The sequence below is a fragment of the Streptomyces sp. NPDC052225 genome (assembly GCF_040679615.1).
GTDB lineage: Bacteria > Actinomycetota > Actinomycetes > Streptomycetales > Streptomycetaceae > Streptomyces.
This window is the reverse complement of sequence record NZ_JBFAVD010000004.1, coordinates 332,856-348,962: the sequence shown is the minus strand read 5'-3', so window position 1 is coordinate 348,962 and position 16,107 is coordinate 332,856. Positions and strand designations below refer to the sequence as shown.

At 72.2% G+C, this 16,107-nt stretch carries 14 protein-coding genes; 8 read left to right on the top strand and 6 right to left on the bottom strand.

Annotated features, from left to right (window positions below; all coding sequences use genetic code 11):
* Window positions 1-9 precede the first annotated feature (9 nt).
* Both aspT and AB0L37_RS09335 read left to right on the top strand, forming a co-directional pair.
* Window positions 10-1,713, top strand: coding sequence for an aspartate-alanine antiporter (gene aspT, locus AB0L37_RS09340; protein WP_365502035.1), 1,704 nt, complete (start codon window positions 10-12; stop codon window positions 1,711-1,713).
* 24 nt (window positions 1,714-1,737) lie between these two features.
* Window positions 1,738-3,387 carry a bifunctional aspartate transaminase/aspartate 4-decarboxylase gene (locus AB0L37_RS09335; RefSeq protein ID WP_365502033.1) on the top strand — a complete coding sequence of 550 codons (1,650 nt, stop codon included), beginning with the start codon at window positions 1,738-1,740 and terminating at the stop codon, window positions 3,385-3,387.
* 89 nt (window positions 3,388-3,476) lie between these two features.
* Here the strand turns inward: AB0L37_RS09335 and AB0L37_RS09330 are convergent, their stop codons facing one another.
* The 3 genes from AB0L37_RS09330 to AB0L37_RS09320 form a co-directional block, all read right to left on the bottom strand.
* Entirely contained in the window at window positions 3,477-4,952 is a 1,476-nt protein-coding gene (locus AB0L37_RS09330) for a cellulose binding domain-containing protein (protein WP_365502031.1), read from the bottom strand.
* Window positions 4,953-5,078: 126 nt separating this feature from the next.
* Window positions 5,079-6,503, bottom strand: a complete 1,425-nt coding sequence (locus tag AB0L37_RS09325) for a HAMP domain-containing sensor histidine kinase (protein WP_365502029.1) — start codon at window positions 6,501-6,503, stop codon at window positions 5,079-5,081.
* Window positions 6,500-7,204: a response regulator transcription factor gene (locus tag AB0L37_RS09320; RefSeq protein WP_365502027.1), complete on the bottom strand. Its 705-nt coding sequence runs from the start codon at window positions 7,202-7,204 to the stop codon at window positions 6,500-6,502. The genes AB0L37_RS09325 and AB0L37_RS09320 overlap by 4 nt, the downstream gene beginning before the upstream one ends.
* A gap of 99 nt (window positions 7,205-7,303) precedes the next feature.
* Between AB0L37_RS09320 and AB0L37_RS09315 the strand changes: the two genes are divergently transcribed.
* Complete coding sequence (locus AB0L37_RS09315; protein ID WP_365502025.1) at window positions 7,304-7,909, top strand: hypothetical protein; 606 nt, start codon at window positions 7,304-7,306, stop codon at window positions 7,907-7,909.
* Between the two features lie 16 nt (window positions 7,910-7,925).
* On the opposite strand, the gene AB0L37_RS09310 is transcribed toward AB0L37_RS09315, so the two are convergent.
* A complete protein-coding gene (locus tag AB0L37_RS09310; RefSeq protein ID WP_365502023.1) occupies window positions 7,926-8,792 on the bottom strand; it encodes a fused MFS/spermidine synthase in 867 nt (288 codons plus the stop codon).
* A gap of 66 nt (window positions 8,793-8,858) precedes the next feature.
* Here AB0L37_RS09310 and AB0L37_RS09305 point away from each other — a divergent pair, with 66 nt between their 5' ends.
* Window positions 8,859-9,281 carry a hypothetical protein gene (locus tag AB0L37_RS09305; RefSeq protein WP_365502021.1) on the top strand — a complete coding sequence of 141 codons (423 nt, stop codon included), beginning with the start codon at window positions 8,859-8,861 and terminating at the stop codon, window positions 9,279-9,281.
* Between the two features lie 18 nt (window positions 9,282-9,299).
* On the opposite strand, the gene AB0L37_RS09300 is transcribed toward AB0L37_RS09305, so the two are convergent.
* Window positions 9,300-9,707, bottom strand: a complete 408-nt coding sequence (locus AB0L37_RS09300) for a hypothetical protein (protein WP_365502127.1) — start codon at window positions 9,705-9,707, stop codon at window positions 9,300-9,302.
* Window positions 9,708-9,998: 291 nt separating this feature from the next.
* Here AB0L37_RS09300 and AB0L37_RS09295 point away from each other — a divergent pair, with 291 nt between their 5' ends.
* Window positions 9,999-11,375: a tetratricopeptide repeat protein gene (locus AB0L37_RS09295; RefSeq protein ID WP_365502019.1), complete on the top strand. Its 1,377-nt coding sequence runs from the start codon at window positions 9,999-10,001 to the stop codon at window positions 11,373-11,375.
* A gap of 166 nt (window positions 11,376-11,541) precedes the next feature.
* Here the strand turns inward: AB0L37_RS09295 and AB0L37_RS09290 are convergent, their stop codons facing one another.
* Window positions 11,542-12,141: a histidine phosphatase family protein gene (locus AB0L37_RS09290; protein WP_365502017.1), complete on the bottom strand. Its 600-nt coding sequence runs from the start codon at window positions 12,139-12,141 to the stop codon at window positions 11,542-11,544.
* 248 nt (window positions 12,142-12,389) lie between these two features.
* Here AB0L37_RS09290 and AB0L37_RS09285 point away from each other — a divergent pair, with 248 nt between their 5' ends.
* The 3 genes from AB0L37_RS09285 to AB0L37_RS09275 are packed head-to-tail and all read left to right on the top strand — an operon-like array spanning window position 12,390 to window position 16,066.
* Window positions 12,390-13,340: a phosphatase PAP2 family protein gene (locus AB0L37_RS09285; RefSeq protein ID WP_365502015.1), complete on the top strand. Its 951-nt coding sequence runs from the start codon at window positions 12,390-12,392 to the stop codon at window positions 13,338-13,340.
* On the top strand, window positions 13,249-14,424 hold the full coding sequence (locus tag AB0L37_RS09280; protein ID WP_365502013.1) for a hypothetical protein: 1,176 nt from the start codon (window positions 13,249-13,251) through the stop codon (window positions 14,422-14,424). Before AB0L37_RS09285 ends, AB0L37_RS09280 begins: the two co-directional genes overlap by 92 nt.
* 55 nt (window positions 14,425-14,479) lie before the next feature.
* Window positions 14,480-16,066, top strand: coding sequence for a hypothetical protein (locus AB0L37_RS09275; RefSeq protein WP_365502011.1), 1,587 nt, complete (start codon window positions 14,480-14,482; stop codon window positions 16,064-16,066).
* Window positions 16,067-16,107 lie beyond the last annotated feature (41 nt).

The window sequence follows — 16,107 nt, the reverse complement described above, 5'->3', positions numbered from 1 at the left end:
GTCCACGGCATGATCGACTTCCTCAACCGGAACATCTTCCAGCCCTATCCGGAGCTCCTGGTCTTCATCACGGTCGCCTTCGGGTTCCTGTTGGGGAAGATCCGCTACAAGGCCATCGCGCTCGGCGCCGTCACCGGCTGTCTCGTCGCGGGCCTGCTGCTCGGCTCCTGGTCCAAGGTCCAGATCGACGGCACGGTGAAGAGCCTGTTCTTCATCATGTTTCTGTTCGCCCTGGGCTACAAGGTCGGCCCGCAGTTCTTCCGCGGCCTGAAGAAGGACGGCCTGCCGCAGGTCCTGAACGCCATCGTCGTGTGCGTCTCCGGCCTGCTGATCTGCTGGGTCTTCGCCTCGATGCTCGGTTACGGGCCCGGTCTGTCGGCCGGACTCCTCGGCGGGGCCCTCACCCAGTCCGCCGTGATCGGTGTCGCGCAGGACGCCATCGGCACCCTGCCGGGGCTCTCCGCGGACGCGGCCAAGAGCGAGGAGAACCTCGTCGCCATCGGCTACGCGGTGACGTACCCGCTGGGCACGATCCTGTGCGCGATGCTCCTCGCGAACATCCTGCCGAAGCTCTACAAGAAGGACCTCGCCGCCGAATCGGCCATCATGGCCAAGGAGTTGGACGCCCCCGACTCCGACCCCGACCTCCACGAGGGCTACTACGAGGTCGTGCTGCGGGCCTACACGATCCAGCGTCCCGACATCGTCGGCCGCACGATCGAGGACTTCGAGCAGCAACAGCAGCAGCTCGGCCACCGCATCTACCTCACGCGCGTGCGCCGCGACGGGCAGATCCTCGACCACACCCAGCAGACGGTGCTGCGCGAGGGCGACGTCGTCGCGCTGAGCGCGCTGCGCGGTTCGCTCGTCGACTACGACGCCCGTACGCACATCGGCATGGAGACCGACGACGTCGAACTGCTCGGCTACCAGACCGAGTCACTGCACGTCGTCGCCTCCGAGAAGGCCCAACTGGGCAAGAGCGTCTCGGAGTTGCGGCGCGAGCCGTTCATGGTCGGCGTCTACATCGACAAGATCTACCGCTCCGGCGCCGAGTTCCCGTACCGGCTCTCCACGAAGATCGAGCGCGGTGACACGCTCGTCCTGACCGGGCCCAAGCGCCTGGTGGACCCGGCGGGCAAGGAGATCGGCAAGCCGGTCCCCACCTCGTTCGCGACCGACATGATCTGGGTCGGTCTCGGCATCTTCCTCGGCGGCTGCCTCGGCATCCCCGCCCTGACCGTCTCCGGCGTCCCGATCTCGCTGTCCACCTCGGGCGGCGCGCTCATCATGGGCCTGGTCTTCGGCTGGATCCGCGGCAAGTACCCGACGTACGGCAACGTCCCGCCCGGCGCCCAGTGGTTCATGGACACCCTCGGCCTGTGCATGTTCGTCGCGATCGTCGGCATCAACGCGGGCCCGAGCTTCACCTCGGGTCTGTCGCAGGCCGGCTGGGGCCTGCTGGTGTTCGGCGCGGTCGCCACCGTGATCCCGCTGATCATCGGCTTCCTCTTCGGCCATTACGTGCAGAAGATCCGCTTCCCCATCCTGATGGGCGTCCTGGCCGGCGGCCAGACCACCACCGCGGCCATCGGCGCGATCAACGAAGCCTCCCGGTCGCAGGTCCCGACGCTCGGCTACACGATCCCGTACGCCGTCGGCAACGTCCTGCTGACCATCTGGGGCGCCGTGATCGTCCTCCTCCAGCACTGACCTCCCCCGCCCTAAGGAAGAGCCATGCCCAAGACGTCCCTGACCCGCGAGCAGATCCAGCAGTACGCCCAGCTCTCCCCCTTCGAGCTGAAGAACATCTTCATCGACCTGGCCAAGGAGGCGCAGGCCGACAAGCCCGGGCAGAAGGGCACCTCCAGCGTCCAGATGCTCAACGCGGGCCGCGGCAACCCGAACTGGGTGGCCACCGGACCCCGTGAGGCGTTCTACGCGCTCGGCCACTTCTCCCTGGAGGAGTCGCGCCGTGTCTGGACGGCCGACAACCTCGGCGGCATGCCCGAGCTGAAGGGCTCGTACGAACGCTTCGACGCCTTCGTGCGCCGCCACCCCGACATGCCCGGCATCGAACTTCTCGCCCAGTGCGTGCAGTTGGGCATCCAGCGCTTCGGGTTCGACAAGGACGCCTTCGTGCACGAGCTGACCGACAGCTCGATCGGCGACAACTACCCGGTCCCGGACCGCATCCTGACGCATGTGCAGGAGATCGTGCGCGGCTACGTCGCGGACGAGATGTTCGACAAGAAGCCGCCGGCCGGCGACTTCTCGTACTTCGCGACCGAGGGCGGCACCGCCGCCATGTGCTACATCTTCGACTCGCTCATGAAGAACGGGCTGCTGAAGAAGGGCGACAGGATCGCCCTCATGGTGCCGGTCTTCACCCCGTACATCGAGATCCCGGAGCTCGACACGTACGAGTTCGACGTGACGTACGTCGAGGCGAGCATGTTCGCCGAGACGGGCGTGCGCGAGTGGCGCTACCCGGAGGAGGAGGTCGCCAAGCTCGAGGACCCCGAGATCAAGCTGGTCTGCCTGGTCAACCCCTCCAACCCGCCGTCGCTCGCCCTGTCCCAGCGGGTCGCCGACCAGCTGAAGAACATCGTGGCGACGAAGAACCCGAACCTGCTCATCGTCACGGACGACGTGTACGGCACGTTCGTGGAGGGCTTCCGCTCGGTCGCCGCGGACCTCCCCCGCAACACGCTGCTCGTGTACTCGTACTCGAAGCACTACGGCTGCACCGGCTGGCGCCTCGGCGTCATCGGCCTGCACGACGACAACATCCTCGACGAGCAGATCGCGCGGCTCCCGCAGGACGAGAAGGACCGTCTCGACAAGCGGTACGGCTCGCTCACCCTGGAGCCCGAGAAGATCAAGTTCATCGACCGGCTGGTCGCGGACTCCCGGCAGGTGGCCCTCAACCACACCGCGGGCCTCTCGCTCCCCCAGCAGGTCATGCTGGCCGTCTTCTCGCTCTTCGACATGCTGGAGGAGGGCCAGGAGTACAAGCGCCGGATCCGCGCCATCGTGCAGCAGCGCCTCCAACTCCTCCTGGAGGGCTCACAGATGAAGATCGCCGAGGACGCGCACCGGGCCGGCTACTACATCGAGCTCGACCTGCTGGCGCAGGCGCAGCTGGAGCACGGCGAGGAGTTCGCGGCGTACCTCCAGAAGACGTACGAGCCCATCGACCCGCTGTTCCGCCTCGCCCAGCAGACGGGTGTGGTGCTCCTCAACGGCGGCGGCTTCGAGGGCCCCGAGTGGTCGGTGCGTGTCTCGCTCGCCAACCTCGACGACCTGGACTACCTGAAGATCGGCCACCATCTGCGGGCGATCTTCAACGACTACGCGGAGGAGTGGCGGTCGTCGAAGGCCTAGAAGCAGACGGGTGACAGCCCCGGCCGGGTGGGGGGGCTCCATGGAGCGCCGGCCGGGGCTGTGTCCCCCGTATTCCTGCGGAACAGTGGCTAGTTGAAGGCCGCGAACGCCTTCTGGAAGGCGTTCGCGCCCTGCTCGATCGAGGAGCAGGTCGGGTCCGCGTAGTTCTTCGCGCCGCCGTCGCACTGCTTGTCGCGGGTCGCGGACCACATCGACAGACCGCCCAGGCCCTTCGCCTTGGCGAAGGAGACGAGCTGCGTGGCGTCGTCGACCTTGAAGATCTCGGACGTGACGTCGTTGACGCCGATCATCGGGGTGACCGCGACGGCCTTCCACGCGGCCGCGTCCGACAGGCCGAGGGCCGACTTGATCTGCGCCTGCGTGGCGGTGGCGGCCTGCTCGGCGTAGGTGCCCATGTCGCCGCTGTACGAGCCGCCGTAGTCCATCGCCATGATGTTGACGAGGTCGGTGGAGACGCCGTTCTCCTTGGCGTTCTTCAGGAAGTTCACGCCGTCCGAGGTCAGGCCCTCGGGCATCACGGGGAGCGTGAAGGAGACGTTCAGGTCCGCGTTGTTCTTCTGGAGCGTGGCGATGGCCTGGGCCCGCTTGGTGTTCGCGGCCGTGTCCGGCAGCGCGCCGCCCTCGACGTCGAAGTCGACCTTGGTGAGCTTGAAGGCGTCGATGACCTTCTGGTACGCCGCCGCCAGGTCGGACGCGGAGGAGCAGGCCTGCGCCAGCTCGGTGCCGGAGGCGCCGCCGAAGGAGACCCGGACGTCGCCGCCCGCGGACCTCAACGCGCCGATCTGCGCGGCGACTTCGTCGCTGCCGAGGTCGGTGACGCCGCCCCACTTCGGGGTGCAGGAGCCGCCGGAGGTGATGAAGGCGAGGTTGTACTCCTTGACGCCGGTGGCCTTGGACGAGGCGACCAGGTCGAACTTCGGGTACAGCGACGTGTCGACGTACGGGGCGAAGCCGGCGGACGCCGTCGAGCCCGAGCCCGTGCCCGTACCGGACGTGGCGGTCCCGGACGGGCTCGCCGTCGCCGTCTCGGTGGGCTTCGCGGTGGCGGAGGCCGAAGCGGTCGGCGACGGGGTCGCCGACTCCGTGGGGCGGCCGGACGGCTCCGGGGTCGCCGCGCCGTCGACCGAGCACTTGGTGTCGTTGATGAGACAGCCGGTCGGGTCGGCGTCGCCGGAGACCACGAAGCCCACGGTCACGGACTTGCCGGCGGCGATGCCCTCCTTGTCCCAGGAGGCGGGCTTCACGGTGACGTGCTGCCCGTCGGTCGTCGACTCGGCGTTCCACAGCGAGCTGAGCTTGGTGCCCGACGGCAGGTCGAACTCCAGGGTCCAGTCGGCCTGCGCCTTGTCCGTGTCGTTCGTGACGACGTACTGCCCGGTGTAGCCGCCGGACCAGGTGCTGGTCTTGGTGTACGCGGCGCCGACCGAGGCCGCCGACGCGCTGGAGGCGAACAGGAAGGCGCCGCCGCCCACGACGGCCGCGGCGACGACACCGCCTATCGCCTTGTTCCTGCCGCTGACCCTGCGCCGGTGCGTGCTGCTCATCGCGTGCCTGCCTTAGCTATACGGGGGTGGGGGTGTGCCCTGATTGCAGGGCGCGGCAGCACGCTAGCGATCCGGAATCCGTCAATTCGGGCAACCGGGAAGGGGGTTGAGGATCTTAGGGTTGGCTTAAGGAAGGGATCGGGAGCGATTAAAGGTAGAGACCAATCCTTTACGTTCCCGGCCCCGATGTCCGCGCCCCCGGCGCCGCTCGACGGGCCCCCGGCCGTCGCGCCCGGCACGCTCGTCGAGCTGCACCCAGATCCGCACCTCGGTCCCGCCGAGCACGGACGAGCCGATCCGTACGTCGCCGCCGGTCGACTCGGCGAGGCGGCGCACGATGTCCAGGCCGAGCCCGGTCGAGCCGACCTTGCCGTCGCCGCCCGAGCCCCGGCCGCGCGCCATCGCGGCCTCCGGGTCGACGATGCCGGGACCGGCGTCCGAGACGAGCACGATCACCGCGTCCTCGCCGCTGTGCACGTCGACCGCGAAGGCCGTGCCCTCGGGGGTGTGCCGGAACACGTTGCCGAGCAGCGCGTCGAGGGCGGCCACAAGATCGCCCCGGGCGACGGGGATGCGCACGGGCCGGTCGATCCCGGCGACCCGCACCTTGCGGCCCTCGTCCTCGGCGAGCGCCGACCAGAAGTCCATCCGCTCACGGATGACCTCGGCGGCGTCGCAGCCGGCGCCCGGTCCCGCCGCGGCGGTCTGCGGCTTGGCGTCCCTGGCCGTACGGATGATGGTGTCGACCTCGCGCTCCAGCTGCTCGACGGCGGCGCGGGTCTGCTCGGCGGCGGGCCCGTCGCCGAGCGAGGCGGCGTTGAGCCGGAGCACGGTCAGCGGGGTGCGCAGCCGGTGCGACAGATCGGCCGCCAACTCCCGCTCGTTGGCGAGCAGTTGCACGACCTGGTCGGCCATGGAGTTGAACGCGACGGCGGCCAGGCGCAGTTCGGTCGGACCGTCCTCGGGCACCCGCGCGCCGAGCCTGCCCTCCCCCAGCTCGTGCGCTGCGCCCACGAGCCGCTGCGCGGGCTGCACCATCCGCACCCCGAGCCGGTCCGCGACCGCCACGGAGCCGATGATCAGCGCGATCCCGACGCCCGCGAGGACGACCCACGCCGTCGTCACGCCGTTGGTGACCTCGGCCTCGGGGACGTACACCTCGACGACGGCGATCTTCACGGTGCTCACGGCGATCGGCTGGAGCCACACGGAGCCGCCCGGCACGTCCACGACGGTCGCCCGCGTGATGTGCAGTTCGCCCGCGTCGACCCGCTGCTCGCCGAGCCGGATCGCCGGGTTGCCGCCGTCGGCCGGGACGTACACGGAGATCCGGTCGTCGTCGCCGGTCTGCGCGGTCGCGAGGGCGCGGGCGAGCTGGTCGCGGTCGGTGGTGATGGACAGGGTCGGGCCGAGGGCGACCGCGGTCCGCTCCGCGTTCGAGAAGGCCCGGTCGCGCGCCATCTCCTTGATGACGAGCCCGAGCGGGATCGCGAACGCCACGACCACCATGGTCGTCACGGCCAGACAGACCCGGACGAGCGCCCACCTCACGGGGCGGACTCCAGCCGCGGCGGTTCGAGCTTCACGCCGACGCCGCGCAGGGTGTGCAGGTAGCGCGGCCGCGCGGCGGTCTCGCCCAACTTCCGTCGCAGCCACGACAGATGGACGTCGATGGTCTGGTCGTCCCCGTAGCTCTGCTGCCACACCTCGGCGAGCAGCTCCTTGCGCGGCACGACGACACCGGGCCGCCCGGCGAGGAAGGCGAGCAGGTCGAACTCGCGGCGGGTCAGATCGAGCCGGACGCCGTCCAGCTCGGCCTGTCGGCGCAGCGGGTCGACGGACAGGCCGCCGACGCGGATCACCCGGGACGGCGGCTCGACGGCCGCGCTCCCGCGCGAGCGGCGCAGCACGGCGGCCATCCGGGCCGACAGGTGCTCGGGCGAGAAGGGCTTGGTCAGGTAGTCGTCGGCGCCGTCGTTGAGCAGCCGCACGATCTCCGCCTCGTCGTCCCGCGCCGTGGCGATGATCACGGGTACGTCGGTGATCCCGCGCAGCATCTTCAGCGCCTCGGCCCCGTCCAGATCGGGCAGACCGAGGTCGAGAATCACGACGTCGAACCGGAGATGGGCGACCTCGCGCAGCGCCTCCAGGGCCGTGCCGACGCTGCGCACGGTGTGCGCCGCGTCGGTCAGGTGCCGGATGAGGGCTGAGCGTACGAACTGGTCGTCCTCGACCACGAGCACACTTGCCATGGGCGGCACCGTACGCCATCCGGACGTTTGCGGGCCTCTCCCGGGTGACTGTGGCCCGTACGGGACAGCGGGGGCGGGTGTGGTGCAGTATGGCCCGCGATGCAACCGACGCCACCACCGCCGCAGCAGACCCCGGACGTGCCGCGGGCCCCGCACCCGTTGCGCCGCGGCCTCGTGCACGCGACGGCCTGGCTCCTTGCGACCGGGGCCTCGGTGACGCTGTCGTGGTGGGGCGTGCACACCGTGATGTCGGGCACGGCGTACGACCCGCCGCAGGCGCTTCCGGTCGTGGCCACGGACGACGGCTCGGACGCCGCGTCGCCGCTCTCGTCCTCCACGCACCGCCCGGAGCCTTCGGCGTCGCCGTCCTCCTCCGCGAAGCCGTCCCGCTCGGCGTCGCGGTCCACGTCCCCGAGCGCGAAGCCGTCGGCGACACCGCGGCCCGGCACGTCGTCGCCGTCCACCGCCTCCCCCGCCTCCTCCGGCACGGTGAAGAGCTACCCGACGACCGGCGGGCGGGCCGTGTTCGATCTCGGCGAGACGTCGGCGACGCTGGTCTCGGCGACGCCGAGCGCCGGCTGGTCCGTACAGGTGTGGAAGCAACCCACCTGGATCCGGGTCGAGTTCACGTCCGGCTCGCAGAAGGTGTCGGTGTTCTGCACGTGGCACGACCACAAGCCGACGGTGGAGATCGCGCAGTACTGAGCGCGGCTGAGCGCGGCTAGCGGAACACCGAGGGCGGGGGCGCGGGTGACGCCTTCGCCGTGGCGTCCGCCACCGGCAGCGCGCCGCCGGTGAAGTCCATCAGGCCACGGCCGTGCTCGACCCGCCCGGGGTGCGGGTCGCCCGCCGCGCGCCGGGTCAGCTCGGCGACGGGCAGCGGCAGCGCCGACGCCACGAGCACCGCGTTCCCGAACCGCTTGCCGCGCAGCACCGTGGGGTCGGCGATCAGCGCCAGCTCGGGGAAGACGGCGGCGGCGGTGGCGATCTGGGCGCGCAGATGGGCCAGCGGCGGCCCGTCGGCGAGGTTGGCTGCGTAAGTGCCCGCGGGCCGCAGCACGCGCCGCACCTCGGTGAGGAACTCGGTGCTCGTCAGGTGCGCCGGGGTGCGGGCCCCGCTGAACACGTCCGCGACCAGGACGTCCGCCCAGTCGTCCGGCATCTTGGCGAGCGCCTCGCGGGCGTCCGCCGTACGGACCCGGATGCGGGCGCCGGAGTCCAACGGCAGAGCGGTGCGCACCAGTTGGACGAGCGCTCCGTCCCGCTCGACGACCTGTTGCGTGGAGCGCGGCCGGGTCGCGGCGACGTAGCGGGCGAGGGTGAAGGCGCCGCCGCCGAGGTGCACGGCCTGGACCGGGCGGCCCGGGTCCGCGGCGAGGTCCAGGACGTGGCCGATGCGGCGCTGGTACTCGAAGGAGAGGTGGGCCGGGTCGTCGAGGTCGACGTGCGACTGCGGGGCGCCGTCCACGAGCAGCGTCCAGCCGGCCGGACGGTCCCGGTCGGGTATGAGCTCGGCGAGCCCCCCGTCGACGCTCTCCACGACGGACTCCCGCGCCTCGCGCCCTTGCTTCCCTCGTGACCTCGCCATTCGCCCATTATCGCCCTGACCTGGACTCTGTGACGGCCGTCACCCCGTCTGGCATGATCATGCCGCATGAAGAGACTACTCACCGCCGCGGCGGTGGCCCTCGTCGCCACCGCAGGATCCCTCGTCGTGACCACCCCCGCGCAGGCCGTCGACTGCGACCACGTCTGGTACACCGACGAGTCGGACTCCATAGGCTCGGTCGACCAGGGCGGACGCCTGTGCTTCGCCGAGCACGGCGACTACGTCTTCCTGGCCGACTACGACGCCGACGGCTACAGCGTCCTGCTCGGCGTCTTCATGGACGGCACCGGGCAGCTCCTGTACACGCTGAAGGCGTCGGGCGCCGGCGACGTGCAGACGGCCAACGCGAGCGACGGCATCGCCTTCCACAACCTGCCCGAGGTGGACATCAGGTTCCGGATGTACCTGACCAAGTCCGGCTCCGGCCCGGTCGGCGACGTCACGCACGTCGTCAGCAACGACCACTGATCGGCAACGGCGCCCGGCTCAGCGGCAGTTGTCCGCGGCCTCGATCAGCCGGGCCGCCTCGTCGAGGGCGGCCCGGAGCACGGCCGGGTCGGTGACCAGGTCGGCGGCCTCCGTGCCGTTCGGGTCGGGGGGCAGCAGCCAGCCGGTGCCCTCGACCGGCGGGGCGAGCCGGGCGCCGCGCCCGTCGGTGTGCGTGCAGTCGCTGCCCGGGACGTCCCAGGCGTCGGCGGTGCCGGGCGGGACGAGGAAGCCGAGGGTGTCGCCGTCTCCGGCGTGCAGGACCGGGCCGACCGTACGGGCGCACCCGCGGCGCAGGATGTCGACCGCCTCCAGACCCTGCCGGGACGGAACCGTCACCAGGTCACAGGCGCCGGGCGGCTGCACACTGCGCTCCTCGGTCGGGTGGTGCTGCGCTGTCGACGTCATGGTCTGTGCCGCGTCCAACACGTCGGCCCCTCCTAGCTCGTGGTGATTCAGCTCGTGGGGAATCGCTGCATGGTTCAACGCGGCACGGCGTCAACGGCTACGGCGGCACGCCGCCGCAAAGGATGGCAGTTCATGGCGGATCGCGGGTGAGATATCCGGTTTGTAGCCAAACCCTGCGTGTCGGAGCCGTGACAGCCGGTACCTTCGAGCCTCGCCGGAACAAGGGAGTTCGGGCCGCGAGGCGATCAACTCCCCTGGCGTCCGGCACGGTTCGCTCGGGAGGACCCGACCATGACGACGTCTCCGTACCCCTCGGCGGCGCAGTCCCCGCGGCCGAACCTCGCCTTCCGTGCGCTGCGTGGGCAGCGCTCCCCGGGCGAGTTCGCGGCCGCGGTCCGGCGTGCGGCGCGGCAGATCGGTGAGCGGGTCAGCTGCGACGCGCGCTACATCGGGCGCGTAGAGGCCGGCGAGATCCGCTGCCCCAACTACGCGTACGAGCGGGTGTTCCTGCACATGTTCCCGGGCCGGACCCTCGCGGACCTCGGGTTCGCACCCCGGTCGGCGGTCCGTGGGCGCAGCGCGCGCCCCGCCCCGGTCACCGGCGGGCCCCCGCACCACGATCACCCGCACCACCACGAGGAGAGCGACGTGCGGCGTCGCGCATTCATGACCGGCATGACCGGCTCGACGGCCACCGTGGCCGTCGCGACTCTGACGCCCTTCAGCGTCCCCACCCTGGCCCCCGGGCTCGACCGGCACCCCGCGCGGGCGGGGATCGGCGCCGTGGAGGAGGCGATCCGGCGGATCCGGGTGCTCGACGACCGGCACGGCGCCGACGGGCTGTACCGGCGGGCCGCCGAACCCCTGCGGACCGCCTTCGAACTGCTCGACTCGGGCACGGCCCAGCGCGACGTCGCCGAGCGGCTCCAGGCCGGAGCGGGTGAACTGGCCATCTCCGTCGGCTGGTTGGCGCACGACTCGGGCCGGTTCGACGACGCGCGCTCGCACTACGCGGAGGCGCTCGCCACGGCGCGGATGGCCGGGGACGAGGCGCTGGAGGCGCACGCCTTCTGCAACACGGCGTTCCTCGCGCGGGACGCGGGGCGCCCGCGCGAGGCGGTGCGCGCGGCGCAGGCCGCCACCCGGATCGCGGCCCACCTCGGCTCGCCGCGGCTGCTCTCGCTGCTCGCGCTGCGGGAGGCGGGCGGCTGGGCCGGGCTCGGCGACCGTCCGGCGTGCGAGCGGTCCCTGGCGCGGGCGCAGGCGCTGTTCGCGCGGGGCGCTTCGGAGGCCGACCCGGAGTGGATGTCGTTCTACGGCGAGGCCGAGCTGGAGGGCCTGGAGGCGCAGTGCTGGTCGGCGCTCGGCGACTGGGCCCGTGCGGCCCGGCACGCGCGGCGGGCGGCGGCGCTCCAGGACCCGCACTTCACCCGGAACATCGCGCTGTACACCGCCCAGTACGCGGACGACCTGGCCCGCGCGGGCCAGCCCGACGAGGCCGCTGCCGCGGGGCTGCGGACGCTGGCGTTCCTCCGCGAGGTGCGGTCGTCGCGGATCGAGGCGATGCTCGCGACGACGGCCCGCGTTCTGCTGCCGCACCGGCGGGCGTCGGGCGTCTCGGCGTTCCTCGACGCCCACGCGGCGTCTCGCCGACCGGCGTCCGTGTGACCGTCGTTCGCCTGCGGCCCGGTGGGGGTCGCTCGCGCAGTTCCCCGCGCCCCTGGGGAAGCTGCGCGCAGCGCATGTTTCAAGGACGCGGGGAACTGCGCGACCAGCCCCGACGAAAGCCGCAGCCGCGATACGAGCGCACCCCCGACGGCGAAGGCGTATCCGCTCAGCCCACCGCCAGGTGCCCCGTCTCGTTCCAGGACTCCACCGCCGGCTCCCCATAAGCCCACCCGAGCACCGACAACGACGTCGGGTTCAACCGGATCCGCGACGCGAAGTCCAGCGGAAGCCCCAGCCAGCGCGCCCCGATCGACCGGAGGATGTGCCCGTGCGCGAACACCAGCACATCGCGGTCAGCGCCCCGCGCCCACGCCACGACCTCGTCGGCCCGCGCCGTCACCTCGGCCAGCGTCTCGCCCTCCGGGACGCCGTCCCGCCAGATGAACCAGCCGGGCCGCAGCTCCTGGATCTGCGCCGGGGTGAGGCCCTCGTACGCGCCGTAGTCCCACTCCATCAGCGCGTCCCACGCGGTGGCCCGCTCGCCGAACCCGGCCAGCTCGCACGTCTCGCTCGCCCGCACCAGCGGTGACGTGCGCACCTCGACGCCGTCGAGCCCGTCGTACGGGGCCCGGTGCAGCCGCTCGCCGAGAAGCTTCGCGCCGCGCCGGCCCTCTTCCAGGAGCGGGATGTCCGTCCTGCCGGTGTGGCGGCCGGACAGCGACCATTCCGTCTGTCCGTGCCGGGCCAACAGGATGCGCGGTGCCATGAGCGGGGCCTTTCCCAGTCGGAGAGCGTCGGGGGCGTACGAGATGACGTACGGGGTACAGCAGGCGAACGGCATGTTTCGCCCGACCATCATCGCCCACCGCGATCAGGGGCCGCCCGTCGGGCAACCCGGCGTCCGATCTCCGCGTCTACGAGGGTCAGGGGTCACCCGCGCGGGCCCCCGTCCACACCGTAGGGTGGGCGCTGGGGCCGGAGGCCGCACGACGAGGAACAGGGGGAGCGGCCCGCATGTCGCAGACCACCGACGACGCACCACGTACCGGGGCGATACCTGGGATCCGGCTCCGCTGGTGGACCGAGTTGCCGCTGATCGTCCTCGTGTACGGCGCGTACACCGCCGGCCGGCTGCTCGCCCGGGGCGACGTGTCCACGGCCGTCGACCACGGCCTCGCGATACTCCGGGCCGAGAAGGCGGTCCACCTCAACTTCGAGCACCCGCTGAACCGTCTCTTCACGCGCGAGGCGTGGATCGGCGTCCCCGCCGACTTCTGGTACGCCTCCCTGCACTACCTGATCACGCCGGTCATCCTCATCTGGCTCTTCCGCCGCCGCGCCGAGATCTACCGCGCGGCCCGCACCTGGCTGATGACGTCCACGATGATCGGCCTCATCGGTTTCACGCTGCTGCCGACCTGCCCGCCCCGACTGCTCTCGGCGGGCCACGGCTTCGTCGACACCATGGCGCAGTACAGCTCGTACGGCTGGTGGGGCGGGGCTGCGAGCGCGCCCAAGGGCATGGGCGGGATGACGAACCAGTACGCGGCGATGCCCAGCCTGCACGTCGGGTGGGCGCTGTGGTGCGGGATCATGCTGTGGCGCCACGGCCGCACCCCGTACGCGAAGGCCGCGGGCGTCGCCTACCCGCTGATCACGACGATCGTCGTGATGGGCACGGCCAACCACTACTTCTTCGACGCGCTCGCCGGTGCCGCCGTGATGGGCGTCGGACTGCTGCTCACGAAGCCCGTGATGGGGATCGCCGCACGGATCAGGGACCGGGCGGCGACGGTGTTCGCGGCGGCCTCGGGCGCGGCACCTTCCGCCACACGTTCCTCGATTGTCAGTGGAGAGTGCCAGACTTCCCCGGGTGAGCGAATTCCCCGACAGCGCAAGGCCGCAGCAGCAGCCCCCGCCCCCTCCGCAGAGGCGGGGGACGGCGCTGCGGCACCAGCTCGCTGAGCTGCGCGGCCCCGACACCCAGCCCCGCCCGCTCGACGCCAGGGCGCTGGCCGCGCTCGCGGCGAACCCCGGGTGCAGCCGGCGTGCGCTCCTGGACGGGGCGGGCGTCGACAAGGCGCGGCTCGCGGACGCGCTGGGTGCGCCCTCGGGCTTCGGCCAGTCGCAGTTCGCGCTCGCCCGCGGCAATGTCTTCGAGGCGCGGGTCAAGGCCGACGGGGGCGCGGAGCTGCTGCGTCTGGTGCACGCGCGCGTGGGCGGAGCCGCCGATCCGGAGCCCGTCCCCGACCTCGTACGCACGCCGGACCTGTCGGCGATCGGGCCCGAGGGGCGTACGGCGCGGACGGCGCTGGCGCTGCGCGAGGCCGTCGAGTCGCCCGGGACGTGGACGTTCCTCGACCATCCGATGCTGGCGCTCGACGTGGCGGGCACCCCGGCGTTCCTGGAGCCGGACGCGGTGGTCGTGCATCCGGACGGCGGCTGGACGGTCGTCGAGATCAAGTCCTTCCCGATGATCGACGGGGCGGCGGACCCGGCGAAGGTCGGCGCGGCGGCCCGCCAGGCGGCGGTGTACGTGCTGGCCCTGGAGGACGTCGCGGCGCGCATGCCGCAGGCCGCGCCGCGAGTGCGGGAGCGGATCGTGCTGGTCTGCCCCAAGGACTTCAGCAACCTGCCGGCGGCGTCGGCGGTGGACGTGCGCAAGCAACTGTCGGTGACGCGGCGCCAGTTGCGGCGCCTCACCCGGATCGAGGACATCGCGGCGCAGCTGCCGCCCGGCACCGTCTTCGACCCGGAGCTGCCGGCCGCCGAGCTGGCGGCGGCGGTCGCGGCGGTTCCCGCGACGTACGCGCCGGAGTGCCTGGCCGCGTGCGAGCTGGCGTTCCACTGCCGTGACCGCTCGCGCGCGTCGGGCGCGGTGACGACGCTCGGCCGCGCCCTGCGGGCCGAGCTCGGCGGCCTGACCACGGTGGACGCGGTCCTGGCCGCGGCGCACGGCGAGGCGGGCGACCCGTCGGACCCGACGGTGGCGGCGCTGCGCCGCGCGGCGCGGCTGCGGGCGGAGGCACTCGGGGGTGCGCGGTGCTGAGCGCCCTGTCCTCCCACCCGACCACCCCCCGCGTCCTCGGCGAGGAGCCCTCCCCGTGAGCCTGATCAACCACCTCGCCCGGCTCGAAGCGGTCGACACCGGCCGCGCGCAGCCCATCGCCACCACCCGGCACCGGCATCTGTCGCAGCGCCCGCTGGTCCTCGTACCGCTGACCACCGCGGGTGAGACCGGCGCCCCGCTCGGCGCGCTGGTCGGCACGGAGCGGACCTCGCCGCGCCTCCTCGTCGTGCCGCAGCCGCGCGACCGCGATCTGCGCTTCGCGTTCCTGACCCGGCTCGCCGAGACGGTCCTGCCGTACATCGACACGTACGCCGCCGACGTCGAGGCCGCCGAGCGCAGCGAGACCGACCCGGAGACCGGCAAGAAGGTCAAGGTCGAGGTCGAACTGTGCGCGGACGCACCGCAGTTGATCGTGCCGAGCCGCGCGGGCATCGAGTTCGTCCGCCTCCTCGGCCGTTCGATGCGCTTTCGCCGCACCGCCGAGCAGGACCCCGAGACCCCGTACCCCGCTCCCCCGCACGTCCCGCTGCTCGGCCGCTGGCTGACGCACTACGGCGAGCGGGCCCGCGTCCCCGGCTCGTCGCTCCTGCTCGCGATGACGGACCTGCTGTCCCGGCACTGGGCCACCGGCCAGTCGAGCCTGGAGGACCAGCACCTGGGCGCGCTGCTCGCCTGGATCGACGCGCCGGAGGGCACGTCGGGGGCGGAGGCGGCGCTCCGTGCGGAGCTGGACCGCGACGCGCAGGGGCAGTTGCGGTGCCCGCCGGCAGGCCCGGCCACCGACCCGGCGTTCGACAACAAGCTCCTCGCCCCCGCGATCGAGCGCTACGACAAGGCCCGTACGCGCCTCGCGGCGGCCGAGGACGCGGTCGAGGCCGACGGCCGCCTGGCCGAACTCACCGCCGCGGAGCGGGAGATCCACGCCCTCGTCGAGTCGCGCACTCGCCCCACGTGGGACGCGGTGTGGCGCGGTCTCGACGTGCTGTGCACCCTGCCGGAGGGCCCGCGCGCGGCGGAGCGCTGGACGCGCGACCGCTGGTCGTTCACCGGCCACCGCGACCGGGTCGCGGCCGGTGAGCCGCCGCAGCCGCGCCGCGACGACGCGGTCACCGCGGCGAACAAGCTGGCGACGCGCGAGCGCGAACAGGCCCGCCTGGACGCGCAGGAGGCGCTCGACGACCCGCTCGTGATGGCGGGGCGCCGGCTCGCCGGGGAGGCGTTCGCGGGCGAGGTGACCGAGGTCGTGGCGGCGTACAACGAAAAGAAGCGCCCGCGCCCGCTGGTCACCGTCCGCACGGACGACCGGCCGCATCTCGGGGAGCGCGTGAAGGTCTACCGCTCCCTCGAAGGCAAGCCGCAGACGGCCGAGTTCGTGGGGTACGAGGCCGAGGGCGAGAGCCTCGTCGTACTGCGGGTCCTGGACAAGATGGGCCGCGGCAAGGAGCCCGAGGAGGGGTCCCTGCCGGTCAAGGGTGACCTGGTGTGCTGGACGCTGTTCGAGCACGAGCAGCGCGGCGGCCCGACGCTGCCGGATCCGGAGGCGACGCCGTGGACGCACGGCGGGCCGCCGGGGTCGGACGCGGAGGCGCCGGACGCCGTGACGACGGAGGATGTGCTGTGACGGAACCGGCCGTGACGGAACCCGTTGTGACGGAACCTGCT

Bases quoted from the DNA above. Each gene is read 5' to 3' on its own strand.
- AB0L37_RS09320 (WP_365502027.1), bottom strand. From the start codon at position 7,204: ATGGCAAGTGTGCTCGTGGTCGAGGACGACCAGTTCGTACGCTCAGCC.
- AB0L37_RS09295 (WP_365502019.1), top strand. From the start codon at position 9,999: ATGACGACGTCTCCGTACCCCTCGGCGGCGCAGTCCCCGCGGCCGAAC.
- AB0L37_RS09310 (WP_365502023.1), bottom strand. From the start codon at position 8,792: ATGGCGAGGTCACGAGGGAAGCAAGGGCGCGAGGCGCGGGAGTCCGTC.
- AB0L37_RS09290 (WP_365502017.1), bottom strand. From the start codon at position 12,141: ATGGCACCGCGCATCCTGTTGGCCCGGCACGGACAGACGGAATGGTCG.
- AB0L37_RS09300 (WP_365502127.1), bottom strand. From the start codon at position 9,707: ATGACGTCGACAGCGCAGCACCACCCGACCGAGGAGCGCAGTGTGCAG.
- AB0L37_RS09315 (WP_365502025.1), top strand. From the start codon at position 7,304: ATGCAACCGACGCCACCACCGCCGCAGCAGACCCCGGACGTGCCGCGG.
- AB0L37_RS09330 (WP_365502031.1), bottom strand. From the start codon at position 4,952: ATGAGCAGCACGCACCGGCGCAGGGTCAGCGGCAGGAACAAGGCGATA.
- AB0L37_RS09335 (WP_365502033.1), top strand. From the start codon at position 1,738: ATGCCCAAGACGTCCCTGACCCGCGAGCAGATCCAGCAGTACGCCCAG.
- AB0L37_RS09305 (WP_365502021.1), top strand. From the start codon at position 8,859: ATGAAGAGACTACTCACCGCCGCGGCGGTGGCCCTCGTCGCCACCGCA.
- aspT (WP_365502035.1), top strand. From the start codon at position 10: ATGATCGACTTCCTCAACCGGAACATCTTCCAGCCCTATCCGGAGCTC.
- AB0L37_RS09285 (WP_365502015.1), top strand. From the start codon at position 12,390: ATGTCGCAGACCACCGACGACGCACCACGTACCGGGGCGATACCTGGG.